The sequence below is a fragment of the Microbacterium sp. CCNWLW134 genome (genome assembly GCF_037083565.1).
In the GTDB taxonomy this organism is placed as follows: Bacteria; Actinomycetota; Actinomycetes; order Actinomycetales; family Microbacteriaceae; genus Microbacterium.
Window position 1 is genome coordinate 1,932,546 of sequence record NZ_JBAOJU010000001.1, and the last position, 25,269, is coordinate 1,957,814.

The window sequence follows — 25,269 nt, forward strand, 5'->3', positions numbered from 1 at the left end:
CGAGCGATTCCACTCCCGTTCGGCCCGGAGCGCAGGCGTTTCACGAAGGCGGTGTCTGAGATCCCAGACTCGCGGCTGTCGGTGGGATCAGTCGCCGGAACCGAGGGCGGATGCGGCATCCGTCCGGCGGAACGAGGCGATGAACTCCGCCCCGCGTCCGGGTTCGCTTCGCACCGCGAGGGTCCCTCCCATCAGCTCCATCAGGCTCCGGCTCAGAGCGAGCCCCAGACCCGTGCCCTCGTAGTGGCGTGCGAGCGAGGAGTCGGCCTGCTCGAACGGCTCGAAGATGCGCTCGAGATCGTCGGCAGCGATCCCGATGCCGGTGTCGATGACGGAGATGTCGACCCACGGCCCCCGGACGTCGGCTCGGACGGCGACTCGCCCGCCACGCGGGGTGAATTTGACGGCGTTGGACAGCAGGTTCAACAGCACCTGACGCGCCCGGACCGGGTCGGCGTCCACGACGGGGAGCCCGTCGGCCCCGTCGCGGGTGACAGTCAAGCCCTTCCCGACGGCGAGGTCGCCGGACAGACCGACCGCATCCCGGATGATCTCACCGACGTCGACGGGTCGCAGATCGACGGTCAACTTGCTCGCCTCCGCCTTCGCGAGATCGAGGATGCCGTTGATGACCTCCAGCAGATGGCGCCCGCTGTTCTCGATCTGTTCGACGTAGGCGCGCTGCTTGTCGGTGAGGGGGCCGTGGAGCTCCCGGCGGAGGATCGAGCTCAGACCGATCACCGCGTTCAGGGGGGTGCGCAGCTCGTGGCTCATCCCGGCGAGGAGTTCGTCCTTGGCCCGTGCCGTGCTCTCGGCGATGTCGCGGGCGACCCGGAGCGCCGCCTCGGTCGCCTTGCGCGACTCGATGTCGCGCGCGATCACGGTGGTGACGTCCTCGTCGTCGTATCGGCCGCGCACGAAGCTCGCCTCCACGTCGATGATCGCGCCGTCCCGGCGCAGGAGCTGCATGTCGACGGTCTTCCCGTCGGTCGAGGCCTGACGGGCGAGCTCGCGAGACCCGTCGACGCTGTCAGGCGGGAGGAATCCGGTGATCGGAGCACCGAGGACGTCGGCATCCACGTCCGCCGCATCCACCAGGTTCCGCGCCGCGCGGTTGGCCAGCACGATCCGCCCGTCGTCGGTGAAGGTGACGATCGCGTCGGCGGCCCGCTCCACGATGAGCCGGTGCAGTGCCTCGCTGTGCGCCTGCCGCCGCTCGGCTTGAGCCCGGTCGCGATCAGCCGTGACCGCCTCCATCAGGCTCCCCACGGTCGCGGTCAGGGGCGCGAGGAAGTGCACGAACTCCTCATCGAAACCACCGGGGCGATTGGCCAGGGCCACGACGCCCATCACCGCGCCGCCGCGGAGGATCGGCACGCCGAGGAACGAATCCAGCGGCGGATGACCGTACGGGCGGCCGGCGGCACGCCGATCCTGGAGCGGCTCGTTGGAGATCACGGGCGCCTCGGTGGTCACCACCCGCCCGAAGAGGGTGTCGAGGTTGTGGAACTCCATCCCCTGCGGTCCCGCCGCGCGGAACATCTCGCGGGTCGCGTCGTTCCAGGAGATGTCCGTCATCGCCCACGTGCGGAGGAACCGCCCGTCGGCGTCTTCGAGGACCTGGGCGATGAACCCGTAGGCGCTCTCGGTCGACGCCAGCAGGTCGGACAGCAGGCCGTCGAAGAGGGGCCCGACATCGGCCCCGGCGACGTACTGATCCTGCATCCGCGTGAGGGTGTCGAGCAGTTCGTTCGACCGGCGGAGCTGGGCGTCGACGGCGTGCAGCGTGGTGACGTCTTCCATGACGCCCTCGAAGTAGACGATCTCGTCGTCGTCGTCGCGGATGGAGTGCGAGCTGATCCGCACCCACCGCAGCCCGCCGTCGCGCCGCCGGATCTGCAGGTCTTCGACGGGGATCGGCAGTCCCGCCTGCGCTCGGCGCAGGAGCCAGTCGCGGCGCGCGGGATCGGCGTAGATGTCGCGCGCGTGCAGCGACGCGAGATCGTCGAACGATGCCACGCCCAGCATCTGCAGAAGCGCCGTGTTGCCGGCGAGGAAGCGCCCCGCCGGCGAGGTGCGATACACGGCGACGGGCAGACCCTCGACGATGTCTCCGAGGACGTCGAGGCTGTGATCGGTCACCGCACCGTCGCCTCGTCCATGACGGTGCGGATCATCGCGGCCAGCTCGTCGATGTCGACGGGTTTCGACAGCACACCCGCGCCCAGCTCGCCGGCACGCCGGAGGACGTCTGCACTCTGCGAGGCGGTGACGAAGATGATGCGAAGGTCGTCCAGCCCCTCGACGGAGGGCAGGCGACGGGCCACCTCCATCCCGTCGATCCCGGGCATCATGATGTCGAGGAACAGCAGATGCGGGCGCACCGCACCGCACCGCACCAGCCCCTCCCATCCGTTCGATGCGGATTCGACGGTCACCGCAGGATCGACGTCGGCCGCGGCCGCGCGCACGAGCTCCGCCGTGACCGGGTCGTCGTCGATGACCATCACGACGAAGTCATGGACCACGCCGAGATCCGATGCGAGCTGCTCGAGGGATGACCGGTGGCGCGGCGTCGGCTCGCTGCGCCCGCGCTCCCACGCGTTGATCGTCGGGAAGGAGACCCCGAGCCGTCTGGCCAGTCCCTCCTGGGTGTCGCCGCTGGCTGCGCGGATGCGGGCGACGAGCTCGGGGCTGCTGATCATGGTTTCATCTTACAAATCTTTATGAAGTTCACGGAAGTCATGCCATCGCCGCGACAGGGGAATCTGCAAGCAGCATCCGGGGGTCACGGGACAGGATGCTGCCGATGTGCAGGAGATACCAGTCGACGACATCCTCGAGCGGCAGGCCCGTGGCCGCCACCCGGTTGTGCCGGACCACGTCCTCTCGCCGATCGGGGTCGTCGAGCAGCTCCCCCATCGCACGCGCGAGATCCGCATCATTCCCCGGCTCGAAGAACGACCCCGTGAAGCCCTCCTCCTCGATCAGATCCTCCAGGTCGCCGATGCGGGGAAGCACCGGCGGGCACCCGAAGGCCCCGGCCTGGTGCAGGACCCCGGAACTTCCGGTGGTCGCGGTGTACGGGAAGACGGTCAGCACGGCGTTGCGGAAGAGAGGTTCCACCTCCTCCTCGGGCACGTAGCCGAGGAAGTCGACGTCGGGGCCGCCGAGCTCGTCGGCCACGCGGCGGAGGTAGCCCGGCGTGTTGGGGCTGTCGGTGCCGGCGATGACGAGACGAAGCTCGGGTCGGTCCAGAAGGCGGAACGCGCGGATGAGGCCCTCGACCTTCTTGTACGTCCCGAACTTCCCGAACGTCAGAATCGTCCGAGTCGGCGTGGAAGCCGGCGGGGCGGCAGCGGTCGCGAAAGACCCGTGCGGGGTGAGCGCCACATTCCCGGCCCGATAGCGGCGGCGCAGGATCTCGACGTACCTCGGCATCGTGGTGGTGACCAGGTTCGAGGTGAGGATCATCCTCGTCAGGCACCACCCCACGGCACGGACCAGTGCCTCCCCCGCCCGATTGCTGCGGAAGCCCGCGGCGCCGAGATCCACGGTCTCCATGATGTTGTGCAGGAGCGTCACCACGGGGATCCCGCTCAGCCGCAGCAGCGCCGGGGTCATCAACCCCAGGGCGGCGGCCGGCTTCGACGACCCGAAGCTGGTGAAGTGGGCGTTGACGATGACGACGTCCGCCCGGATCGCTCGGGCGGCCCGGAGGATCGAGAGCGGATTGCCGATGCTTCTGAACCGCCACGCACGGCGGATCTCCACCCCGTCGATGTCGGGGTAGGTCACCGGCAGGTCTTCCACGAGAGCCACCACCCGCACGCCGGGCTTGCGGCCGAGGGCCGTGAGGAAGTGCAGGCCGTACTCGGCCAGGGTCGTGGGGCTCGGCGTCAGCGCCGTCACGACGGCGATCGTGGTGTCAGGCATGCGCGTACAGTCCTCTCGCGGCGTTCATCCGGATGCGGACGATCGAGGCCAGGAAGCGCACCGCCTCCTGCAGGGGGCGCACGGTCGAGCCCGGCGCGTCGTACCACCGCACCGGAACCTCCGCGACGGTGAGGCCCAGGCGCTCCGCCAGGTAGAGCATCTCGAGATCGAAGGCGAAACCGTCGATCGTGTGGACGGCGCACACCCTGCGCGCCGCGTCTGCGGTGAAGAGCTTGAACCCGCACTGGGTGTCGGTCACCGCGATGCCGAGGCCCAGCGAGACGAGTCGGCGCAGGCCGGTGGTCATCGCCGAGCGGAGGACGGAACGGTTGTTGACGTCGGCACCGTGCGCGGCGCGGGATCCCACCGCGACGTCCGCACCCGCGCGGAGCCGGGCGATGAGGCCGTCGATCTCCTGCACCGGGGTGGCGTTATCGGCATCGCAGAAGAGCACCATCCGACCGCGGGCCTCGGAGAACCCGCGGTGGACCGCCGCTCCCTTCCCGGCGTTCCTCGGCGCGCGCACGAGCCGCACGTTGACGTGCCCGATCAGCTCGATCAAGGCCGTCGTGGCGTCGGTCGATCCGTCGTCGGAGACCACGATCTCCCAGCACAGGTCGCGGGGCGCAAGGTGCGCCACCCACGCGGCGATGGTCGGGATGATCCGCGCCTGCTCGTTGAAGGCCGGGATCACCACGCTCAGGTCGACGGGTCGAGAATTGGGGGTTTCGCGCCAGGCGACGCAGGCGGCGTAGGACGGGGATGGAGGGTTCATCGTCTTCTCATTTCGCGGAAACGGTGGGTGTGGTGGGGTGGAGCTCGCCCGCGTGCGGGCGGAGGGTGAGGCGTCGCATCCGGCGGGACACCACGAGAACGCCCTGGCCGGCGAGCGTGAGGGTCATGGTGAGCACCTGGAAGAGGATCAGGGACAGCGGGTCGGTGGCGAGGAACATCAGGATCGGCACCTGCAGCACCGCTCCGCCGAGCAGCACGGCGGCCGTTCCCGAGCGGCCGGCGGCCAGATCGACGGCGGCGATGAACGTCGACGCCGACAGGACGGTGGCGCAGAGCACCGAGGGGACGAGCAGGACGGTCGCAGCGCCGTAGGCGGGGCCGAACACGATGCGCACCGCCTCATCGCCCACTGTGGCGGCAGCGATCGCGCCGAGCACACCGAGGGCGCAGATGACGCCGCCGGCGACCAGGATGATGCGTCTGCGGGCGGCTGCGGTCGCGGCGGAGGCCAGGAGCGGAACACTCACCTGGATCACCGTCCACGCCAGGAAGTACAGCGATCGGCACAGCACCGCGGCCGCGGCGTACGCTCCGGCGGCCGCCGGAGCGAACAGCGCCTTGGCGACCACCACATCCGCGTTGTTCACCAGTGCCTGCGCGAGGAGCATCATCGATGCCGAGGCCACTGCCGTTCCCAGCGCCGCGGCCGCCGTCACAGCGGAGCCGGACTCCGGACGCCGCGTCCAGGCGACGGCGGCCGATGCCAGGAACGACGCGAAGATCCCGAGGGCGGCGCCGATCGGGCCGAATCCCAGCATGACGAGCGTCACGGCGATGAGGAGCCGGACACCCGCTTCGGCGGCGTAGCTCGCGGCGACCCGCGTGAACCGCAGCTGCCCCTGCAGCAGCCCACGATGAACGGCCTGGAGGAAGTACACCGGCAGGCCGGCGGCGATGATCACGAAGATCCACGGTGATGAGGTGCGCAGCAGATCGGCGAGGATCCACGCTCCGCCCCCGAGGAGGACGAGGGCCGCGGCGCCGGCGACCGACGCGGCGCGCAGCAGCACACGCCGGACCGCCGGCGCGCTCGCCGGATCCGCCGCGACCGAGCGCGAGGCGACCATCTGCAGCGTCGCAGCGACGACGCTCGCGGTGAGGACCACCGTGATGGCGAGGGCGACGTCTCCGAACTGCGCGGGGTCGAGGAGGCGCACGAGCACCACGTTGAGCCCGTAGTTCACCGCACTCACGGCGACCATGGTCAGGGAGAGGACCGACGCACCGCCCAGGAGTCCGGGGCGCATCCGCGCCGACAGCGGGCGAGTCATGCCGTCCTCGCTGAGATCCACGCCCGCACCCGGCCGAAATCCTGCTGGGCGCGCACGGTGAGCCGATCGACCGCGGACTGCTGCTGCTCCCGGGTCTCTCGGGGGGTCGCGGCGATCCGGCGGAGCGGCCCGAGAACGGCGTCGGCGGAGAACGGCACCGAGAGGTCGACGGCGCGATCGACGGCGCCGATCTGGTGGCTGATCTCGCGGACCTTGGTGTCGTAGATCAGAGGGACGACCGGGATGCCGAGCTTGGATGCGGTGATGAGAGCGTGCAGTCGCTCGGCGACCACCACGTCGCAGGAGCTGATGATCCTCGCGACGTCGCGGTGGTCCTCGGGCGCGTGCTCGACGATGGGGACGCCGGGGAGGGAGCGGGCGAAGGCACGCAGGACGGTGGCGTCGTCGTGCTCCTTCCCGCGGGACTGCATGGGCAGGAGGTGAAGCTCGATGGACCGCTCCGCCGCGAGCACCGTCAACGCCTCGGACAGCGCCCGCATCGCGGCATCCCACAGTTCGGGTGCTTCGACATCGTGATTCAGGTTCAACGCGATGCGCCACGGCCCCGAGGCGTCGACGCGGTCGTCGTCGCCCCCGCGCAGCCAGCGAGGCGACACACCGAACACCGCATCGGTGGACGGACGGACGCGTCGGGCCGCGCCGATCCGACGGCACATCTCCAGCGAGGCCGCATCACGAACGGTGACGAAGGAGACCGAGGCCAGGATGAGTCGTGCGAGAAGCCGCCCGCGGCGCGTGCGGAGGGGTCCGACGCCGATGTTGAGCATGGCGATGGGCGTGCGGCCGGCGAGCCGCGCACCCAGAACCACCGCCCAGATCATCAGGAGCGTGGCGTACCGCGGGCGGCGGGTCGCCGCCGACAGCTCCTTCAGGATGCTCCCCCCGGCGAACACGACGAGCTCGGAGGTCCACAGGTGGCGCAGCAACGACCACCGGTCGCGAGCGGTGTCGATGAGCGTGTACAGGTAGCGATCGCCCAGCCGCGCGGCGGTGTCTGCCCGGTCGTAGGTGTTGATCACGTAGTCGTGGTCGTCGCCGAGCTCGTGGAGGAAGGTCTCGAGCAGAAGCTCGTCGCCGATGTTGTACTGCCCGTGGGTGCCGAGCAGCAGAATTCGACGCGGGTTCGAGCGGGATGCGTGAGATGTCATGGGGTGTCCTTCGTCGAATCGGGGAAAGGCGCGTCGTCGGGCGACGCAGCGGGTCGGGAGGGGACGACGGTGCCGACCTCATCCGGGCGCGGACGCGTCCGGGCACGGACGGTGAGTCCCGCGGCGAGCACGAGAGCCGCGGAGAGGATCAGCACCAGCCAGTCCGCCCCCAGCCCACCGGTCTCGTCGGGGGTGAGCTGTTCGACGCCGGAGGCGGCCAGGTTGAGCAGCTCCTCCTCGGAGAGGTCCTCGTGCACCTCGCCGGCCGCGGGGTCGACATAGCCTTCGCTGTCGGGGCCGAAGACCTCGTAGGTGCGCGAGCACGACAGATCCGCCGCCGACACCGTGTCGGGGGCGCCGGCCTCGGTCACGCGACCGTACTCGTCGTCCGGAACGAGAAGCACGCCCTCCACGAGAAGCGGGTTGGCGTCGAGCTTGTCGAACCGCAGCGTGTGCGAACCGGCGCTGAGCTCCACCGTCCCCAGGTCGTGGTACTCGTAGCGGGAGTTCACCGGCACGAGCCCCTCGGCCATCCGCTGCTCCAGGTCCGAGGGAGACAGTCCCTCGGTCGCAACCGGCACGCGGTCGGACGAGTAGACCGTCTCCTCGGGGTAGAAGTCCAGCGATCCGGGAGTCGAGCGCACGTCGAGCGAGCGGACCACCTCGGCCGTCGGCGAGTCGAGGGTGAGCGCGTTGATGGTCGCCGCACCGCGGAGGAGCAGGCGGTAGCGCCCTGCCTCGGGTGCACGCAGCTGGATGGCGAAGTTCGTGGCCCGCGGCACGGCGACGAAAGAGCCCTTGAGCGTGCCGAACACCCCCGGGGTGATCATGCCGGTGCGGTTCCACTTCGTCGTCGAGAACATCAGGAACGCCCGGAACATCGGGGAGAGGTAGTAGCTGGATGCCACGATGTCGGAGTTGAAGGGGAACATCTTCGGCGACGGCGTGAAGAACGCATCCCGATGGGCGAGCGCCCATCCGTCGAGCGCCGTCGTCCCCGACGCCGCTCCGGAGAAGAAGAGCGTGTCGGGATCGCCACCCGCCGCGACGGTCTTGTCGGTGAACGGAAGGTACTCCAGGTCGTAGCAACGGCTGAGTTCCAGACGGTTCCACAGCAGGGCGAGATAGTCGCTCCACCCCGATGTGACGACCAGCGACGGCCGTTCCTCAGCCGGCGGATCGACCACTTCGTACAGCACGAAGCTGTCGTTCTCGAAACGCTCCTCGACGAACCCGAAGGCTTCCTGCCGCTTCATGGCCGGACCGATGTAGTCCTCCACGTCCGGCAGGTATTCCGCCCCCACTCCTCGGTTGTCCCGCAGCTTCTTGTTGACCACGAGGTAACGCAGATCGATGTCGCGGGCGACGTTGATCCACCAGTCCTGCTGGTAGTACAGGCCGCGCAGCAGCAGGAAGAACTCGAACTTGTTGGAGCTGTCACCGGTGAGCCCGTAGTAGTAGCTCGGAACATCGAGGTAGTAGATGAAGAACTTGTCGATGAACTTGTGATCGATGCCGTCCTCGGCGGTGACGAGCTTCGCCGTCTCCGTCGGAGGGAGCACGACGGTCTTCCCCTCTTCGAGCGTCTCGAGCTCGGCTTTGAGGGCGCGCAGGTCGTGCAGCGGGTATGGGGCGAGGAAGGTGCCGAAATTCCCTGAGAGCAGCACGGTGCGGTAGTTCGTGTTCGACAGCAGGGGGGCGAAGAAGACGGCCCCCACCGCCACCACGGCCGCGCCCCGCAGCAGGATGGTGTCGCGGGACGACCGCCGGCCTTCGGTCACCGCCGCGTCTCGCCGCACCATCCACCGGTTGTGCAGCGCGTCGACCGCCCACGCGAGGGTCAGCGACATGACCACCGGGGCGAGGACGAAGAGGAGGAGTTGGAAGCGGTGCGGAAAGCGGAGCACCTGGACGATCGTCGAGGCGATGTTCACGCTCATCGACCCGACAGGCCCCTCGACGCCCGCGAGCGTCCGCGTGACCGCCGCGAGAGACCGGTGGAAGCTCGGGAACCACTGCGGCTCGGCGTAGCCGATCGTTGCCCAGCCGGCGAACAGGGCGACGACCGCGAGGACGCCGAACAGCTGCCGGTGCGCCCGCGTCCGCAGGAGCGAGCGTCGCACGGCCGGCACGAGGAAGGGGATGAGGAAGACGAGGGTGTAGACGATGTTGCTGACCCTCGGCACCTTCGCCAGGTAGTCACCGTAGAGGACTTTGTCCATGATGCCGGCGAGGTCCCAGCTGAGGACGTGGAGCCACGACACCGACGCGTCGCGGATGAAGTAGTAGTCGCCGGGCACCGTCTAGGAGAGGTTCTCCACACCGCGCAGCGCCACGAACTTCACGAAGAGGACGTACGGGATGAGCGTCACCAGCGCGAAGATGATGACGATGACGATGCCGCGGCCGAGGGTCGTGCCGCCCCAGCGGTGCAGGGCCTGCCGCAACCGCGGCATCCGGTCAGGGGATCGGACGCTGTCGAAGAGGGCGGCCGGGAACCGCTTCAGCCGTCTGGGCCCGCCGGAGCGGATCCACCGGGCCAGCTCCCCGAGGGCGAGCGTGACGCCCGCGATCAGCAGGAACACCGCGAACAGCACGAGATAGTGCACCGCAGGGTTGAGCAGCACGAGCAGACTCGCGATCACCGAGCGCCGAACCCAGTGTTTCGGCTCGAACAGCAGGGCGTGCAGGACGATGAGGATCGCCATGGTCACCAGCGCCAGGCCGAGCACGAGCGTGTAGAAGTGGGTGATCTTGGCGTAGATCATGATCGCGTAGATCAGCCCGACCGGAAGGGCCGTGACGAGGGCGATCGTGACCGGCGAGAGGGTGCGGAAGACATCCGTGACGAACCACACCACCGTCCGGTAGGCGGCGACGACGATGGTCGGGATCACGAGGAGGATCGCGAAGGGAAGCACGTGATAGTGCCGGAGCCAGGTGGTGAGGAACGAGTAGCGCACGCGGAACTCGTATCCGTGCGTGAGCTGATTGAACTCGCCCGCTGCCTGCTCGAGCAGCTGGCTGTTGACGTTGAAGAAGGGCACCAGCTCGTCGCCGACGATGACCGCGTCACCGCGCAGCACCGAGGGGATGGCGGCCAGGACGTCGCGGAAGACGACGAACGCGACGATGAAGAAGAGCACCGACACCACCCGAGCGACACGTCGGCCGGCGCGGACCTCCGACGAGCGGTCGGATGATGCGATACTCACGTGACGATCGCCAGAACTGCGCGGTCGTCGACCGCAGGCATCCACCCCGCGTGGTTCTCGAGGGCGTCGAACGTGCGGGCGACGATCACGGAAGGGTCCGACGTCGGCGTCGATCGCAGCGCGGTCGCGAGACCGGCGAGACCGAGAGGCGATCCGTTCGGATCCTCCTGATCGACGACACCGTCGCTGACCACGACGAGGGCGCTGCCGGTCCCCCTGTCCCAGGCGCGTTCGACGCTGCCGCCGACGTCGACGCCCATGGGCGGGCAGGTGGCGGCGACGTGGCTCACCCGGCCGCGATCCACGCGCATGATCGGGTGGTGACCGGCGGAAACCAGGCGGACGAGCCCCGCGCGGGTGTCGACGGCGACGATCGCGAGGGTGATGATGCTGCTCGTCCGGTCGAGCGCGCCGCGCATCGAACTCGACACGGCGCGGAGGATCCGGGCGGGGTGCGGACCGAGGTCCTGCGCGTGGTGCTGCAGGCTCCCGAGCGCCATCGCGGCGAGGAGGGAGGCCGCGACACCCTTGCCCGACACGTCACCGAGCACGGCGATGAGGTGTTCGTCGACGCGGAGGACGTCGACGAAGTCGCCGCCGATGCCCGAGAGGTTCCGCACGTCTCCCGCCGCGGCGGTGCCGGCCGCGCGCTGGTGAGAGGACGTCGCCAGGGCGCTCTGGACGCGCGCGGCCTGGGTGATCGGATCGTCCCACGCGGCGGCGGGGGGTGCGGGGGCGAGGAGCGTCATCGTTCCACCGCGATCCGTGCGGGCCCGCGATCCGCGGAGACGTCCGTCACGACCGGGAACACACCGTCCAGTCGGGTGAGCTCGAGGATGATGCGGGCCGGGTTCGACACCGCAACGAGCGTCACGACGCCGCCGCTCGCCGTGCACGCCTTCAGGGTTCGCACCAGACATGCCAGCGCGCTCGAATCCATGAATTCCACGCCGGCCAGATCGATCTCGACGTCTGCGCGATCCGGGCCGATCTCGCTGATGACGAGACGGTCGTACTCGTCGGCGCAGTGCGCATCGAAGCGTCCGGCCAGCGTCACGGCGACGACGTCCGTGTCGGCGGCGACAGAGATGTCCATGATTCCTCCTTGGGGCCCGCCCGACGTCTTCGGGTGACGAGGGGCATCCGCTCACGCGGTGGCAGGGTTGACTTTATAGTCCTTTATATACCCGTGTCAACGCATGATGCGCCATTCTGGGGATCATGAGCGCGACGACGGAAGGCACCGGGCGCGCGGTGCCGGCGGCAGACCACGCGCTGCGGATCCTCGAGCTCATGGCGCAGCAGGCCGGGCCGGTGACGGCGCACGCCGTGGCGACGTCACTCTCGCTCCCCCGCTCGAGCGTCTACCATCTGCTCGGCACCCTCGCCCGGCGGGGGTTCGTCGTCCACCTGCCGGATGAACACCGCTGGGGCCTGGGGATCGGCGCCTTCGAGCTGGCCGGGGGATTCGCGCGACAGCAGCCGCTCGCTCGCCTGGGGCGCCCCCTGGTGGCGAGCCTCGTCGACCGAATCGGAGAGAGCGCGCATCTGGCAGTGATGAGTGGGCGCGACGTGGTCTATATCGTCGAGGAGCGCGCGCCGCACCGGCCCACCCTGGTCACCGACGTCGGAGTCCGACTGCCGTCGCATCTGACCGCGACGGGCCGCGCGATGCTCGCCGGCCTACCCAAGGAGCAGGTCAGAGCCCTCTACCCCGACGCGTCGGCGTTCGCCGATCGGACCGGACGAGGACCCCGCACTCCCGGCGAGCTCCGGGAACTGCTCCGCCAGGCTCGTCTGGACGGGCTCGCCGTCGAGGAGGGCGAGGTGACCCTCGGCTTCCGCTCGATCGCGGCATGCGTCACCGATCACACCGGATGGCCGGCTGCCGCGATCGCGGTCACGTGGGACGAGGATCGCCCCCCGGCCCGCGATGATGTCGCCGACCTGATTCGCCGGACCGCGGCCGAGCTCTCGCGGCGCATCGGCGGATGATCGTCGCTTCGCCCCGCTCAGCGCACGACGAGGCGGGGTTGAACGAGCATCCGCTCGGGCGGACTCTCGCCGGTGGAGATGCGCCGCCCCGAATCGTCGGTCAACAGATCGAGCGCCGCGGCGGCGACGAGCTCCGGCGACTGCTCCACGCTGGACAGCCCGAGCGCCTCGGCGACGGGCGTGTTGTCGAATCCGAACAATCCGATGTGCGTGGCGCCGGTGTCCATGGCCGCGAGATGCGCGCCGACGGCCAACGAGTCGCTCGCGCAGACCACCGCGTCGATCCGGCTCCGCGTGTGCGGATCGGTGAACGCCGCGGTCATGACGCTCCGCGCTGCGGCGACACCGTCGGGCACGCGATACGCCGGCGCGGAGTCGGCGCCCGCGTCCATCGCCTCGCGCCACCCGCGCTCCCGGTCATCGCCCGTTCCTGCGTCCGCCGGCCAGCCGAGCCAGGCGACCCCGGGCCCGGACGCCTGAAGCGCATACTCGGTGGCGGCGCGCGTTCCCGCCGCGCCGTCGACATCGACCCACGAGTGGCCGGACTCCCAGACATCGCCCCCGCCCCAGGGCCTGCCGAACGCGACGTAGGGGACGCCCCGGCCGTCCAGCCATCCGGCGCGGGGATCGCCGAATGCCGTTCCGGTGATCACGGCGGCATCGATCTCGCCCCCCTCGACCAGGTCGCTGAGCCGGGTGATCTCCTCCTCCCGACTTGCGGCGCTGTAGATGAGGACGCGCAGTCCGCGTTCGGTGGCATTCTCGGTCAGCGCATGGATGAAGCGGTCGAGGATGACCCCCGAGATCCCGCCGCTGAAGGGATCGATGTGCACGCCGATGGTGGAGCTCCGGCGCGTGCGCAGACTGCGCGCGGCCACGTGGGGTCGGTAGGCGAGCTCATCGATCGCGCGCTGCACGCGTTCCCGCGTCTCCTCCCGCACGATCGCCGGAGAGTTGATCACGTTCGACACCGTCTGGCGCGACACCCCCGCGCGACGCGCGACGTCTTCGACGGTCGGAGCTTTCGCCATCTTCCGCCCCCCGGTGGTGTGGACAAAGACTGGATCTGAACGATCAAATCGTTACCCGAGCGTAGCCGTTCGGCGTTGACACCCGAAAGACCACCGACTTATTGTTTTCCCGACACCGGATTTGAACGTTCATATTTGATCGATCAAAGAACCCCGGACCAGCTCACCGGTGTCGCGACTTCATTCAAAGGAGAGGGAGACATGACACGCAGGAAGATGCGCGCCGCCTTCGGCGCGGGAGCGATCCTCACCGCCGGAGCCCTGGTGCTGACCGGATGCGGCGGAGGAAGCTTCGACGACGGCGGCGGCGGAGCCGCGGCCGACGGCGAGCTGACCTCCTCCGACGACCCCATCAGCGTCCTCATCGCGTCGAGCGGCGAGGCCGAGGCCACAGCCGTCGAAGAGGCCGTCGCCGCGTGGTCGGCCGAATCCGGCGTCGAGGCGAGCGTCGAGATCGCCAGCGACCTCAACCAGCAGCTCGCGCAGGGCTTCGCCGCGGGGTCGCCGCCGGATCTGTTCTACCTCTCCCCCGACGCCCTCGCCGGCTACGCCGACAACGGCTCGCTGCGGGCGTATGGCGATGAGCTCTCCAATGCGGGCGACTTCTATGCGCCGCTGGTGGAGAACTTCACCTACGAGGACGAGTTCTACTGCGCCCCGAAGGACTTCTCGACCCTGGCGCTCATCATCAACACCGACCTGTGGGCGGCCGCAGGGCTGACCGAAGACGACGTGCCGACCACGTGGGAGGAGCTCGCCACGGTCAGCCAGACCCTCACCACCGGCGGTGTCACCGGCCTCGCCTTCGGTCCCGAGGTGCAGCGCGTCGGCGCCTTCATGGCCCAGGCCGGCGGCGGCCTCGTCACCGACGGCGCAGCCACGGCGAACAGCCCCGAGAACGTCGAGGCCCTGGAGTACGTCAAGACCAACCTCGAGGGCGGCAACTTCGCCTACGCCACCGACATCGGCGCCGGGTGGGGCGGTGAGGCGTTCGGCCTCGGCTCTGCCGCGATGGTGATCGAGGGCAACTGGATCGAGGGGGCCATGCGCAACGACTACCCCGACGTGAACTACCTGGTCGCGCAGCTGCCCGAGGGCCCCGGCGGCCCCGGAACCCTGCAGTTCACCAACTGCTGGGGCATGGCCGCCGACAGCCCCAACCAGCAGGCCGCCCTCGAGCTGGTGGAGTACCTGACCGCCTCCGAGCAGCAGCTGGCCTTCTCCGAGGCCTTCGGCATCATGCCGTCGCTGGAGACCACCGCCGACGCGTGGCGCGAGGCCAACCCCGACCTCGCCGCCTTCATCGACGGCGCGGAGTACGCGCAGTTCCTGCCGACGCAGGCCGACGCCGCGGCCGTCATCACCGACTTCAACGCGCAGCTGGAGTCGCTGGCCGAGTCCGACCCGACGACCATCCTCGACTCGGTGCAGGGCAACCTCGAGGCCGTGGTCGGCTGACATGACCGCCACGGTCACCACCCCCCGCGTCGGATCCCGCAACACCGGGATCCGACGCGGGGAGGCCGCCGCGGGGTGGGTGTTCGTCCTCCCCGTCATCCTCATCCTGGGTCTGTTCCTGCTGATCCCGGTGCTGATGGCGCTCTGGGTGAGTTTCTCCGACTGGGCGGGACGGGGAAGCCCCCTGTCGGGATCGGTGAACTTCGTCGGCCTGGAGAACTACGCCGCGGTGACCACCGGTGGCGGGCTCGCCGAGCGCGACTTCGGGATCTCGCTGCGCAACATGGCCTGGTACGTGCTGCTCGTCGTCCCGCTCCAGACCGCGCTGTCGCTCTTCCTGGCGGTCCTGGTGAACCGCGCGGTCCTCCGCGGCCGCGGATTCTTCCGCACCGCGTTCTACTTCCCCTCCGTCACCTCCTCGGTGGCGATCACGATCCTGTGGCTGTTCCTCTTCTCGCAGACCGGTGTCGTCAACGCCGTCCTCGCGTGGATCGGCATCTCGGGGCCGAACTGGTTCCAAGAGCCGAGCGGCATCGTCCACAACGCCCTCGCCGGCATCGGGATCACCACCGGTCCGGAGGCGCTCACGCAGACCGACGTGCTCGGCGTGAGCCTGTGGGAATGGCTCGCCGGCCCCTCCGTCGCCCTGTCGGCCTTCATCCTCATGGCCGTTTTCACCACGAGCGGCACGTTCATGCTGCTCTTCATCGCGGCCCTGCAGAACGTCGGCGGCGAGCTCGGTGAGGCCGGGATGATGGACGGCGCCAACGGCTGGCAGCGGTTCTGGCACATCACCCTCCCGCAGCTGCGCCCGACGATCTTCACCGTCGTGACCCTCGGGGTCATCGGCGGCTGGCAGGTCTTCGACCAGATCTACACCGGCACCGAAGGCGGCCCGGCCAAGACCACCGTCACCCCCGCCTACCTGTCGTACGAGGCGGCGTTCACCCGTCAGGAGTGGGGCGAGGGGTCGGCGATCGCCTTCCTGCTCTTCCTCATCATCATCTTCTTCACGATCATCCAGCGCTGGGTGCTGCGTGAACGCGGGGTGTCCAAGCGACGCGCCGCACGCTACGAAGTGAAGGGGGGCCGGTCATGAGCGAGACCCTGCCGCCGCAGGCGAAGGTCGCCCAGGTCGATCCGGGCCGATCCGCTCCCGCGCCTCGCCCCCGCCGCAACGGCCTCTCCCGCCGGGTCAGCGGTCAGATCTTCCTGTACGCGCTGCTGGTGATCCTCGCGATCATCTACATCTTCCCGTTCCTCGTGCAGGTCGCGACCTCGTTCAAGACCGACTCCGAAGCGGCGAGCAACGCGCTCTCCCTCTTCCCGCAGACGGTGACGTTCGCGGCGTACGAGACCCTCTTCGGCCGGAGCGACTTCCCGCTGTGGTTCGTCAACTCCACGATCGTCACGGTGGTGGTCACCCTCGGCCGGGTGTTCTTCGTCTCCCTCGCCGGGTACGCCCTCGCCCGTCTGCACTTCCGGGGTCGCGGTGCGATCTTCGCCCTCGTCGTCGCCGTCATGGCGGTGCCGGCGGTGGTGCTCCTCATCCCGAAGTTCCTCGTGCTCAATCAGATCGGCATCTACGACACCTATGCCGCGATGATCCTGCCGCTCCTCGTCGATGCCGCCGGGGTGTTCATCATGAAGAACTTCTTCGAGTCCATCCCGGTCTCGGTCGAGGAGCAGGCACGCATCGACGGCGCAGGCGCCTTCCGGGTGTTCTGGTCGGTGGTGCTGCCGATGGCGCGGCCCGCTCTCATCACCATCGTGATCCTGTCGTTCCAGGGATCGTGGAACGAGCTCAGCCACTTCATCGTCGCCACGCAGTCCCCTGAGCTGACGACCCTCACCAAGGGCGTCGCGTCGCTGGCCTCCGGTCAGCTCAGTCAGGGCACGCAGTATCCGATCAAGCTCGCCGCAGCGCTGATCATGACGATCCCCGTGGCCGTGCTGTTTTTCATCTTCCAAAAGCGCATCATGAACACCAGCGAAGGAGCCGTCAAAGGATGAACCCCCTCACCGAGCCCGCGACCCGCACGCGCCAGCCGCTGCTCGACGACGCGGTCATCGCGCTGCGCGCGCCCACCCAGGTGTGGTCGCGCGAAACCGGCGACGCCGGCGCGGGCGCGATCGACGGGGTCTACCACGGCGACGTCCGGCATGTGCGCGAGCTGGAGCTGACCTGCGACGAGTCCGACGTCGAATGGATCTCGATCGCTCCCGACGGCCCCTCGCGGGTGGTCTTCAGCGCGGTGCTGCGCGGGCTCGACGACGACACCCCCGACCCCAAGGTGCGGCTGCTGCGGGATCGCGTCGTCGCCCCCGGCGAGGTGCGTGAGACCTGGACGCTGCGCTCCGCGCGCGACGAACCGGTGTCGGCGACCCTCCGACTGCGCGTCGGTGCCGAGTTCGCATCGCTCCACGACGTCAAGGGCGGGCGTCCCGAGGCGGCGGTCACCGAGGTGCAGGGGACGGATGCCACGGCGTCGGCTCGTTCCCAGACGGCGTCGTTCCTTCTCGAGGCCACCGGCGGCGCGGTCGAGACGAGCGGATCCGACATCCGCGCGGCATGGTCGATCACCCTCCCCGCCCGCGGCGAGGCGACGGTGTCCTGGCGGATGATCCTGGAAGACACCACCGTCGTCGTGTCCGGGGTGTCGCACCCGAGCCGCATCGACGTCCCGGCCGCCGTGCAGGCGGCCAGCGGCGGCGATCCGCGTCTCGGCCGGTGGCTGGAAGTCGCCCTCGGCGACCTCGAGGCCCTGCGGCTCACCCTCCCCGACGAGCGGGACGATGCGTTCTACGCGGCCGGCGCGCCATGGTTCTTCACGCTGTTCGGTCGGGATTCGCTCTGGGCGGCACGCCTCGCCCTTCCGCTCGACGTCGGCATGGCGGCATCCACCCTTCGCGTCCTCGCGCGTCTGCAGGGCGACCGCAACGAGCCCGACTCGGCGCAGGAGCCCGGGAAGATCCTCCACGAGCTGCGTTCCACCACCCTCGAACAGCCGGGTGAGGGAATCGCCCTCCCCCCGCTGTACTACGGGACGGTCGATGCGACCGCGCTGTGGGTGTGCCTCCTCGCCGACGCGTGGCGCGCGGGAATGCCCGAGGCGGAGGTCGCGGCGCTCGTGCCCGCTCTGCGCGGGGCTCTGGACTGGCTGGTGCATCACGGCGACAACGACGGCGACGGCTTCATCGACTATCTCGATCGCACCGGCCACGGCCTCGCCAACCAGGGGTGGAAGGACTCGGGAGACTCGATCCAGTGGCGCGACGGACGCCTCGCCGAGGGGCCGATCGCGCTGTGCGAGGTGCAGGGCTACGCCTACGAGGCGGCCCTTGCCGGGGCCGAGATCCTCGAGGCGTTCACGGGCGACGCCGAGGAGGCAGCCCGGCTGCGGGCCTGGGCGCGTGAGCTGCGTGAGCGCTTCGCCGCGGCGTACTGGGTGGAGACCCCCGAGGGACGCTATCCGGCAGTCGCCCTCGACCGGCACAAGCAGCCCGTCGACACCCTGACCAGCAACATCGGCCATCTCCTCGGCACCGGCATCCTCGACGCCGACGACGAGGCGCACGTCGCTCGGCTGCTCCTGGGCGCCTCGCTGTCGAGCGGCTTCGGCATCCGCACGATGTCCACGGGCGCAGCGGGCTATTGGCCGTTGTCGTACCACGGTGGGAGCGTGTGGACGCACGACACGGCCATCGCCGCGCACGGGATGCTGCGCGCCGGCCTTCGCACGGAGGCGGAGGAGGTCGTCGCAGGCATGCTCGCCGCGGCAGAGACGTTCTCCTACCGGGTGCCCGAGCTCCACTCCGGCGATCCGATCACCGAGACCTCGCGCCCCGCTCCCTACCCCGCGGCCTGCCGGCCGCAGGCGTGGTCGGCGGCCGCCGCCGTCGTGGCGCTGAGTGCGGTGCAGGGGCGCTGACGGCCCGCCCGCTCAGTCGACCTTCGACACCGTCCCACCGGTGAGGCCGACCAGCTCGTCGAAGCTGAGCGGGAAGACGGTGTGCGGGGTGCCGCCGGCGGCCCAGATCTCGGGGTACTGCGCGAGATCCTCGTCGACCACGGTGGGAAGCGGCGCCGGATGACCGGTGGGGGCCACTCCCCCGATCGCCTGGCCCGTGGCATCCCGCACCTGCTCCGGCGTCGCACGTCGGATCGATTCGCGCCCGAGACGGGCTGCGAGGGCGACGGTGTCGACGCGGTGGGCGCCGCTCGTCATCACCAGGAGCGGTTCGCCGTCGCTCCAGAACACCAGGCTGTTCGCGATCGCGCCCACCTCGACACCCAGCGCCTCGGCGGCGAGGACGGCGGTCGACGCGGCATCGGGGAGCACGACGATGTCGCCGGCGATTCCGGCGGCGCGGAGGGCGTCATGGACGAGACGGCTGCGGGGCGGGAGCGAGGAGGTCATGCCCGCCAGCCTAGGGTCGCGGCGCGGCGTGGTTGAACAGCGGCGCCGGCGGTGATGCAATGGAGTCGGATGCGGCGAAGCGGCCGCATCCGACAGAGCACGCCCACAAGGCCCGCCGAAAGAGGACGCGATGACGCACACCCTGCCCCTGCCCGATTTCACCCACGAGCGCGTGGAGGTGATCACGGGGCGGCGGAGCGGACTGTTCCTCGCGGTGGCCCTGCACTCCTCCGTCCTCGGCTCCGCGCTCGGTGGCGCCCGCCTGTGGACCTACCCGCACTGGAGCGATGCCCTCGGCGACGCCCTGCGCCTCTCGGCGGCGATGACCCTGAAGAACGCCGCCGCGGGCCTCGACGCCGGAGGCGGCAAGGCGGTCATCGCGCTTCCCGAGGGGACGATTCTCGACGCCGAGCGCCGGCGGGCCGCCTTCCTCGATCTCGGTGACGCCGTCGAAGCGCTGAACGGTCTGTACCGCACGGCAGAGGATGTCGGCTCCACCACCGATGACATGCTCACGGTCCACGAGCGCACCGAGCACGTCGTCGGCCTCCCCGACGCCGTCGGCGGCTCGGGTGAGCCGGCAGGCCCCACGAGCCTCGGGGTCTACGCGTCGCTCCGGGCGACCCTCGAGCGCGTGACCGGAAGTGCGGATGTCGCGGGCCGACGCATCACGATCTCCGGCCTCGGACAGGTCGGCAGTCGCCTCGCGCTGCGCCTGGCCGCCGAGGGAGCCGTCCTCACGGTGACCGATGTGAATCCCGCCAAGCGCGACCTCGCCCGCGAGCTGCAGGCCTCCTGGAGCGAGCCCGGATTCGAGCACCTCGTGCCGGCCGACGTCTTCGTCCCCGCGGGGATCGGTGGCCTCCTCACCTCCGAGGTCATCGACGACCTCGACGCGCGCGCTGTCTGCGGCCCGGCGAACAACCCGCTGGCCGAGCACGCCGGCGCCGACCGGCTCGCGGCGCGGGGCATCCTCTACGCCCCCGACTTCGTCGTGAACGCGGGCGGGGTGATCTACCTCGACCTCGAGGCGAAGAAGCTCGGCACGCGCGAAGAGATCATGGACCGGGTCGCCGGCATCGGCGACACCCTCCGCCGGGTCTTCGACGACGCCGCCGAGCGCGGCATCACGCCGCTGATGGCCGCGGAGGGGCTCGCCGCGCAGCGGCTCACTGCCGGCCACGAGCAGCACGCGCTCGCGCGCTGATCCGAGTCACCACTCGGTGAGCGTCCACACCTCCGGGCGCGCCGCCGATCCCTGCACCTCCGAGAACGCGATGGCCGAGGCCCGGAGCTCGGCCATCGCCTCTTCCTCGCGCCCCGCCGCGTGGAGGAGGTCGGCCAGATGCGAGTGCAGAGCACCCTGACGGTGCCTGTCCCCCTGTCGATCCGCGCAGCGGAGAGCCTGGCGCGCGGCGTCGAGCGCCTCGTCGGCCGCCCCGCGCTGGGCGCGCGCGCGCGAGAGGTTGTTGAGCGTCGCGATCAGCAGATCATCGTCGGCGTAGGCGTCGGCGCGTGAGACCGCGTCCTCCAGGTGAGCCTCGGCGTCATCCTGCTCCCCCTCAGCGAGCGCGATCATGCCGAGGACGTTCTCGGCCTGGATGACCGCGGCAGCGTCGCCGGCCTCCGTGCCCGCCCCTCGCGCCGTCGCCGCCGTCGCGCGCGCCTCCCCGCGCCGGCCGAGACGATGGAGGACGAGGGCGAGATCCGCCAGCATCCTCGCCCGTCGCCCCCGCCCCTCGGGCCCGCTCGATTCGAGCCCGGACTCCAGGTGCGACAGCGCCAGCTGCAGGTCGCCGAGACGGTCGTGCACGCGCGCGATCGCATGGTCGATCTCGCCGCGACGGCCGGGGTCGGACTCCGCCGCGGCCGAGGCCTGATCGAGGACGACGAGCGCTTCGTCGTACCGCCCGAGGCGGACCAGCGCCGTCCCGATCGCCGCGTGCACGTCGCTCTCGCGCCGACCGAGCGCGAGCGCGGACCGCAGCTGCCCGATCGCCTCCTCGTGCGCGCCCAGGCGAGAGGAGTCCGACGCCGCGGCGAGGAACCAGTCGGCCGCCTCATCCTCCCGCCCGGCGGATGCGAGGTGCCGCGCGACCGCACCGGCGGGCGTCGCCGACGGATCGACGCCGTGCCGGCGGATGAGGACGTCGGCGAGTCTGCCGTGCAGCAGACGGCGCCGCGCGAGCGACAGAGCCTCCTGCGCCGCGTCGCGCACGAGGTCGTGCGGCACGTCGTACCCCGCTGTCTCGGCGTGCTCGACGAGGAGTCCGCGCGCGACCGCCTCTTCGATCGCATCAACCGTCTCGCCCTCGTCGCGGCCGCTCACGGCACGGAGGAGCTCGGGGGGAGCCACCGTCCCGATGACGACCGCTGCCGTGACCACCTGCCTCGCGGTGTCGGACGCGCCCGCGAATCGCGCCGCGACGATGTCGCGCACATCCGTTTCGTCGATCCCCGCAGGAGACCCGGCCAGCTCGGTGACGAGGAGCGGGATGCCGCGCGTGCGGCGCAGCACCTCGGCGGGGTCGAGGGCCTCCCCGACGAGATCGGCGATCTGATCGGCGTCGAGCGGCAGCAGCCTGCGGGCCTCGCCGGTCTCGGAGACGGCGTGCTGCAGCGGACCGCCCGTGGTGCCGGGACGCCAGGCGACGAGTGTGAGGACTCCGGGTGGCAGCCGACGAACGGCGTAGGCCAGGAGCAGCGCGGAGGGGCGGTCGATCAGCTCGGCGTCGTCGACGACCAGGAGCACGGGTCCGGCGTCGGCGATGCGCGAGAGCGCCGCACGCACGGCGTCGTGCACCCGCTGGAGGTCGCCGGCGGTCCGGATCTCTCGCGCGTGCGGCGAGGCGATCTCCGACGCCAGCGCGCCCAGCGCACTCACCGAGGAGCGCGGCTGCGTCGCGAGTGCGGGCTCGATGCTCAGCATCGCGCGCACGAGGTCGTTCGCCGCCGCGTAGGCGAGGGATGTCTCCGAGGCCCGACCGCCGACCCGGAGGATCCGGGCACCCGCTCGACGGGCGGCGACGTCGAGGAGCGCCGTCTTGCCGAGGCCGGGTTCGCCGACGAGACCGAGCACACGCCCCGGACGCCCTTCCGCGGCGTCCCGCCAGGCCGCCTCGAGGGCGGCCAGCTCGGCCTCCCGCCCGACGAGGCGCACCCGCTCGCGCGGCGCTCTCGCGGCCGGGGCCACCGCCTCTCTCTCGCGTGGGGCCTGCAGCCGCCCGGCGCGGATGTCGTCGTGGAGCGCCATCGTCTCGGGGAGGGGGGCGACGCCGAGCTCGGTGTCGAGCAGGCGCACGAGCGAGCGGTAGGCCTGGACGGCGGCATGGCGGTCGCCGGCGAAGGCGGTCGCTCGGATCAGATCCGCATGCGCCGGCTCAGAGAGCGGGTCGATCTGCACGCGACGTCGCGCCCAGTCCCGACCTGCCTCCCAGTCACCGTTCGCCCCCGCATCCCGCGTGAGCCGGGCGAGCACATCCGAGAGCGTGTCTGTGAGCTCCGCCGCGACGCCGATCGCCCAGTCGTCGAAGGCCGGACTGTCTCGGAGGGAGAACCCGTCGAGAAACCGGTCGGCGGGAAGGAGCGCGGCGGACCGCCAGTCCTCCACCTCCGATGACGCGGCGAGCCGACGGAAGCGGACGACATCGCAGTCGACTGACTCGATGTCGAGGTCGAGACCGACCCGGTCGCCGCGCACCGCGAGGGCCGGGCCGACGGCCGCGGCGACCGAGAGCGTCCTTCGCAGCGTGGCGCGGGCGCGCGCCCTCTCGAGGTCGGGCCAGAGCAGGCCCGCGATGGCGCCCCGGCCGTGATCCTCGCCGGTCACCGCCAGCAGGCACAGCAGCGCCACCGCCTTGCGGGTGTCGAAGCGCACGACGGTGCCGGCTCGTCTCACGCGAGGCGGGCCGAGGAAATCGAGCTCTACCGCCGCGATCGCCCACTCCGTTCACCGTCGGGTGTGCTCACCGTAACGCGCCCAGGCGTTCCGGTCATCAGCTCACCGCCGGCCCCGTAACGCTTTCGGAACGCCCCGCGGAGGATCATCGTTGCAGTACCGATCGCGGAACGGCGAGCGGGACGGGAGGATCCGATGACCGACACGCTCGAGACGCCCGAGACGCGGACCGCAACGCCCAGGGCGAAACGCGCGCGGCGGATCGACATCGAGATCGACCCGGACGATCCGCTCCTGGTGTACCTGGAGTCGGCATCCGGACCGGTCGAGATCGGCGCCCTCCCCACGGCGTCCCCCGCCGTGACGCGCCTCCTCGCCCAGGACGTCGAGCTGGTGGTCCCCCTGGTGACCAGCGGCGAGCTCGTCGGCATCCTCGCCCTCGGCCCTCGGCTGTCGGAGCGCACGTACTCCCGCAACGACCGGCGCCTCCTCGACAGCCTGGCGCGCTATGCCGCCCCGGCGCTGCGCCTGGGTCAGCTGATGCGCACGCAGGAGAAGCAGGCGCGGGAGCGGGAGCGCATCGAGCAGGAACTCCACGTCGCCCAGCTGATCCAGCAGCAGTTCCTGCCGGCCGAGCTCCCCGAGCTCGGTGGATGGCACCTCTCGGCCTTCTATCGTCCGGCGCGCACCGTGGGCGGCGACTTCTACGACCTGATCGAGCTCGCCGACGGGCGCATCATGCTCGTCACCGGCGACGTCACGGACAAGGGAGTCCCGGCGGCGCTCGTGATGGCCAGCACGCACGCCCTGCTCCGCTCGACCGCCGGGGTCACGACGTCCCCGGGCGAGGTGCTGCGCCGCGTGAACGAGCTGCTCATCCCGCAGATCCCCGCCCATATGTTCGTCACCTGCCTCGTGCTCGTGATCGACCTCGAGACCGGCCGCACCCAGTTCGCCAACGCCGGCCACAATCTTCCCTTCGTCCGTCGCGCACGCGGGGTCGCTCAGCTGCACGCACGCGGGATGCCGCTCGGGCTGATGCCCGGCAGCGTCTACGAAGAGCACGAGACCGTCATCGACCCGGGTGAGATCGTCCTGCTCTACAGCGACGGCATCACCGAGCAGCACAGCGCCGACGGCGAGATGTTCGGATTCGGCCGCACCGGCGACCTCGTCTCGCGCGCCGACGCCGGACAGGGACTCATCGATGACGCCGTGCAGACGCTCGCCCGGTTCTCGGCCGGGGTCGAGCAGGAGGACGACATCACCCTGGTCGCGCTCGTGCGCGGTCGACGCGGCGGCGCGTCCGAGACGGTGCGCTTCGCCGTCCCGAGCGCGCCGGGAAACGAGCGCGGCGCCATGGACCGGGTCACCGAGATCGTCTCGTCCCGCCTTGTCGGCGCCCGGCTCGACGCTCTGCGCACAGCGGTCAGCGAGACGGTCATGAATGCGATCGAGCACGGCAATCGGGGGGACGCCGGCTTGGAGGTCACGGTGACCGTGCGGTGCTCTCCGGAGATGGTCACGGTCGACGTCGAGGATTTCGGCCGGGGACGCCGCGCCGAGGCGGAGACGCCCGATCTCGATCTGAAGCTCGCCGGTCTCCAGACACCACGCGGGTGGGGACTCTTCCTCGTGCGCGAGCTGGTCGACCGCGTCGAAGAGCACAGCGACGCCGACCGTCACGTCGTCCGACTGGTCATGCATACGGAGGGGGCGGATGCGGCGGACGCCGCGGCGCCGGAACGGAGGGGACATGAGTCTGAGTCATGAGATCCGGCGACAAGGCGACGTCGTCGAGATCGTTCTGAGCGGCCGGATCGACCGCGACGCGGCTGTCGCGCTGGAGGGGGCCGGGATCGCGGCATCCGAGGGTCCGCCCGGGTCGATGCTCCTGGATTTCTCGGGCGTCGACTACATCAACTCCACGGGCATCGCGCTGATCGTCGCGCTCCTGGCCCGCGCCCGCGCCCAGCGGATCGCCGTCCGGGCAACCGGCCTGACGGAGCATTACCGTCACATCTTCGAGATCACCCGGTTGAGCGACTTCATCGAGATCGTCCAACCCACCCCGAGCTAG

21 protein-coding genes are annotated in these 25,269 nt (G+C 70.4%); 8 read left to right on the forward strand and 13 right to left on the reverse strand.

Annotated elements, in window-relative coordinates; translation table 11 throughout:
* Positions 1 to 87: 87 nt before the first annotated feature.
* Genes V6S02_RS09205 through V6S02_RS09250 form a run of 10 tightly spaced genes read right to left on the reverse strand, consistent with a single transcriptional unit; the run spans position 88 to position 11,482 of the window.
* The gene (locus V6S02_RS09205) at positions 88 to 2,142 is read right to left on the reverse strand and encodes an ATP-binding protein (protein ID WP_336400589.1); all 2,055 of its coding nucleotides are present in this window, start codon (positions 2,140 to 2,142) and stop codon (positions 88 to 90) included.
* Complete coding sequence (locus tag V6S02_RS09210; RefSeq protein ID WP_124293699.1) at positions 2,139 to 2,705, reverse strand: response regulator; 567 nt, start codon at positions 2,703 to 2,705, stop codon at positions 2,139 to 2,141. Before V6S02_RS09210 ends, V6S02_RS09205 begins: the two co-directional genes overlap by 4 nt.
* 37 nt (positions 2,706 to 2,742) lie before the next feature.
* Entirely contained in the window at positions 2,743 to 3,936 is a 1,194-nt protein-coding gene (locus V6S02_RS09215) for a glycosyltransferase (protein WP_336400590.1), read from the reverse strand.
* Positions 3,929 to 4,711, reverse strand: coding sequence for a dolichyl-phosphate beta-glucosyltransferase (locus tag V6S02_RS09220; protein WP_336400591.1), 783 nt, complete (start codon positions 4,709 to 4,711; stop codon positions 3,929 to 3,931). Before V6S02_RS09220 ends, V6S02_RS09215 begins: the two co-directional genes overlap by 8 nt.
* Before the next feature lie 7 nt (positions 4,712 to 4,718).
* Complete coding sequence (locus V6S02_RS09225; RefSeq protein ID WP_336400592.1) at positions 4,719 to 6,002, reverse strand: oligosaccharide flippase family protein; 1,284 nt, start codon at positions 6,000 to 6,002, stop codon at positions 4,719 to 4,721.
* Positions 5,999 to 7,171 carry a polysaccharide pyruvyl transferase family protein gene (locus V6S02_RS09230; protein WP_336400593.1) on the reverse strand — a complete coding sequence of 391 codons (1,173 nt, stop codon included), beginning with the start codon at positions 7,169 to 7,171 and terminating at the stop codon, positions 5,999 to 6,001. The genes V6S02_RS09225 and V6S02_RS09230 overlap by 4 nt, the downstream gene beginning before the upstream one ends.
* The gene (locus V6S02_RS09235) at positions 7,168 to 9,471 is read right to left on the reverse strand and encodes a hypothetical protein (protein WP_336400594.1); all 2,304 of its coding nucleotides are present in this window, start codon (positions 9,469 to 9,471) and stop codon (positions 7,168 to 7,170) included. Before V6S02_RS09235 ends, V6S02_RS09230 begins: the two co-directional genes overlap by 4 nt.
* Before the next feature lie 3 nt (positions 9,472 to 9,474).
* Entirely contained in the window at positions 9,475 to 10,386 is a 912-nt protein-coding gene (locus V6S02_RS09240; protein ID WP_336400595.1) for a hypothetical protein, read from the reverse strand.
* On the reverse strand, positions 10,383 to 11,135 hold the full coding sequence (locus V6S02_RS09245; protein ID WP_336400596.1) for a PP2C family protein-serine/threonine phosphatase: 753 nt from the start codon (positions 11,133 to 11,135) through the stop codon (positions 10,383 to 10,385). Before V6S02_RS09245 ends, V6S02_RS09240 begins: the two co-directional genes overlap by 4 nt.
* A complete protein-coding gene (locus V6S02_RS09250; protein ID WP_336400597.1) occupies positions 11,132 to 11,482 on the reverse strand; it encodes an STAS domain-containing protein in 351 nt (116 codons plus the stop codon). The genes V6S02_RS09245 and V6S02_RS09250 overlap by 4 nt, the downstream gene beginning before the upstream one ends.
* Before the next feature lie 125 nt (positions 11,483 to 11,607).
* Between V6S02_RS09250 and V6S02_RS09255 the strand changes: the two genes are divergently transcribed.
* Positions 11,608 to 12,381: an IclR family transcriptional regulator gene (locus V6S02_RS09255; RefSeq protein WP_336400598.1), complete on the forward strand. Its 774-nt coding sequence runs from the start codon at positions 11,608 to 11,610 to the stop codon at positions 12,379 to 12,381.
* A 17-nt stretch (positions 12,382 to 12,398) separates the two neighbouring features.
* Here V6S02_RS09255 and V6S02_RS09260 read toward each other — a convergent pair whose 3' ends face one another.
* Positions 12,399 to 13,412: a LacI family DNA-binding transcriptional regulator gene (locus tag V6S02_RS09260; protein WP_336400599.1), complete on the reverse strand. Its 1,014-nt coding sequence runs from the start codon at positions 13,410 to 13,412 to the stop codon at positions 12,399 to 12,401.
* 201 nt (positions 13,413 to 13,613) lie between these two features.
* Between V6S02_RS09260 and V6S02_RS09265 the strand changes: the two genes are divergently transcribed.
* From V6S02_RS09265 to V6S02_RS09280, 4 genes are read left to right on the forward strand one after another with little or no spacing between them, the layout of a single operon-like run.
* Positions 13,614 to 14,870, forward strand: coding sequence for a sugar ABC transporter substrate-binding protein (locus tag V6S02_RS09265; protein WP_336400600.1), 1,257 nt, complete (start codon positions 13,614 to 13,616; stop codon positions 14,868 to 14,870).
* A gap of 1 nt (position 14,871) precedes the next feature.
* Positions 14,872 to 15,969: a carbohydrate ABC transporter permease gene (locus V6S02_RS09270; RefSeq protein WP_336400601.1), complete on the forward strand. Its 1,098-nt coding sequence runs from the start codon at positions 14,872 to 14,874 to the stop codon at positions 15,967 to 15,969.
* Positions 15,966 to 16,883: a carbohydrate ABC transporter permease gene (locus V6S02_RS09275; RefSeq protein ID WP_336400602.1), complete on the forward strand. Its 918-nt coding sequence runs from the start codon at positions 15,966 to 15,968 to the stop codon at positions 16,881 to 16,883. Before V6S02_RS09270 ends, V6S02_RS09275 begins: the two co-directional genes overlap by 4 nt.
* On the forward strand, positions 16,880 to 18,802 hold the full coding sequence (locus V6S02_RS09280; protein ID WP_336400603.1) for a glycogen debranching N-terminal domain-containing protein: 1,923 nt from the start codon (positions 16,880 to 16,882) through the stop codon (positions 18,800 to 18,802). Before V6S02_RS09275 ends, V6S02_RS09280 begins: the two co-directional genes overlap by 4 nt.
* 12 nt (positions 18,803 to 18,814) lie before the next feature.
* Here the strand turns inward: V6S02_RS09280 and V6S02_RS09285 are convergent, their stop codons facing one another.
* A complete protein-coding gene (locus V6S02_RS09285) occupies positions 18,815 to 19,291 on the reverse strand; it encodes a YbaK/EbsC family protein (RefSeq protein ID WP_336400604.1) in 477 nt (158 codons plus the stop codon).
* A 130-nt stretch (positions 19,292 to 19,421) separates the two neighbouring features.
* On the opposite strand from V6S02_RS09285, the gene V6S02_RS09290 reads away from it, so the two are divergent.
* A complete protein-coding gene (locus tag V6S02_RS09290) occupies positions 19,422 to 20,498 on the forward strand; it encodes a Glu/Leu/Phe/Val dehydrogenase family protein (protein ID WP_336400605.1) in 1,077 nt (358 codons plus the stop codon).
* A 6-nt stretch (positions 20,499 to 20,504) separates the two neighbouring features.
* On the opposite strand, the gene V6S02_RS09295 is transcribed toward V6S02_RS09290, so the two are convergent.
* On the reverse strand, positions 20,505 to 23,189 hold the full coding sequence (locus V6S02_RS09295) for an ATP-binding protein (protein WP_336400606.1): 2,685 nt from the start codon (positions 23,187 to 23,189) through the stop codon (positions 20,505 to 20,507).
* A 195-nt stretch (positions 23,190 to 23,384) separates the two neighbouring features.
* On the opposite strand from V6S02_RS09295, the gene V6S02_RS09300 reads away from it, so the two are divergent.
* Both V6S02_RS09300 and V6S02_RS09305 read left to right on the forward strand, forming a co-directional pair.
* The gene (locus V6S02_RS09300; protein ID WP_336400607.1) at positions 23,385 to 24,962 is read left to right on the forward strand and encodes an ATP-binding SpoIIE family protein phosphatase; all 1,578 of its coding nucleotides are present in this window, start codon (positions 23,385 to 23,387) and stop codon (positions 24,960 to 24,962) included.
* Positions 24,946 to 25,269, forward strand: a complete 324-nt coding sequence (locus tag V6S02_RS09305) for an STAS domain-containing protein (protein WP_336400608.1) — start codon at positions 24,946 to 24,948, stop codon at positions 25,267 to 25,269. The genes V6S02_RS09300 and V6S02_RS09305 overlap by 17 nt, the downstream gene beginning before the upstream one ends.

Bases quoted from the DNA above. Each gene is read 5' to 3' on its own strand.
- V6S02_RS09210 (WP_124293699.1), bottom strand. From the start codon at position 2,705: ATGATCAGCAGCCCCGAGCTCGTCGCCCGCATCCGCGCAGCCAGCGGC.
- V6S02_RS09215 (WP_336400590.1), bottom strand. From the start codon at position 3,936: ATGCCTGACACCACGATCGCCGTCGTGACGGCGCTGACGCCGAGCCCC.
- V6S02_RS09220 (WP_336400591.1), bottom strand. From the start codon at position 4,711: ATGAACCCTCCATCCCCGTCCTACGCCGCCTGCGTCGCCTGGCGCGAA.
- V6S02_RS09225 (WP_336400592.1), bottom strand. From the start codon at position 6,002: ATGACTCGCCCGCTGTCGGCGCGGATGCGCCCCGGACTCCTGGGCGGT.
- V6S02_RS09230 (WP_336400593.1), bottom strand. From the start codon at position 7,171: ATGACATCTCACGCATCCCGCTCGAACCCGCGTCGAATTCTGCTGCTC.
- V6S02_RS09245 (WP_336400596.1), bottom strand. From the start codon at position 11,135: ATGACGCTCCTCGCCCCCGCACCCCCCGCCGCCGCGTGGGACGATCCG.
- V6S02_RS09250 (WP_336400597.1), bottom strand. From the start codon at position 11,482: ATGGACATCTCTGTCGCCGCCGACACGGACGTCGTCGCCGTGACGCTG.
- V6S02_RS09255 (WP_336400598.1), top strand. From the start codon at position 11,608: ATGAGCGCGACGACGGAAGGCACCGGGCGCGCGGTGCCGGCGGCAGAC.
- V6S02_RS09260 (WP_336400599.1), bottom strand. From the start codon at position 13,412: ATGGCGAAAGCTCCGACCGTCGAAGACGTCGCGCGTCGCGCGGGGGTG.
- V6S02_RS09265 (WP_336400600.1), top strand. From the start codon at position 13,614: ATGACACGCAGGAAGATGCGCGCCGCCTTCGGCGCGGGAGCGATCCTC.
- V6S02_RS09270 (WP_336400601.1), top strand. From the start codon at position 14,872: ATGACCGCCACGGTCACCACCCCCCGCGTCGGATCCCGCAACACCGGG.
- V6S02_RS09275 (WP_336400602.1), top strand. From the start codon at position 15,966: ATGAGCGAGACCCTGCCGCCGCAGGCGAAGGTCGCCCAGGTCGATCCG.
- V6S02_RS09280 (WP_336400603.1), top strand. From the start codon at position 16,880: ATGAACCCCCTCACCGAGCCCGCGACCCGCACGCGCCAGCCGCTGCTC.
- V6S02_RS09285 (WP_336400604.1), bottom strand. From the start codon at position 19,291: ATGACCTCCTCGCTCCCGCCCCGCAGCCGTCTCGTCCATGACGCCCTC.
- V6S02_RS09290 (WP_336400605.1), top strand. From the start codon at position 19,422: ATGACGCACACCCTGCCCCTGCCCGATTTCACCCACGAGCGCGTGGAG.
- V6S02_RS09300 (WP_336400607.1), top strand. From the start codon at position 23,385: ATGACCGACACGCTCGAGACGCCCGAGACGCGGACCGCAACGCCCAGG.
- V6S02_RS09305 (WP_336400608.1), top strand. From the start codon at position 24,946: ATGAGTCTGAGTCATGAGATCCGGCGACAAGGCGACGTCGTCGAGATC.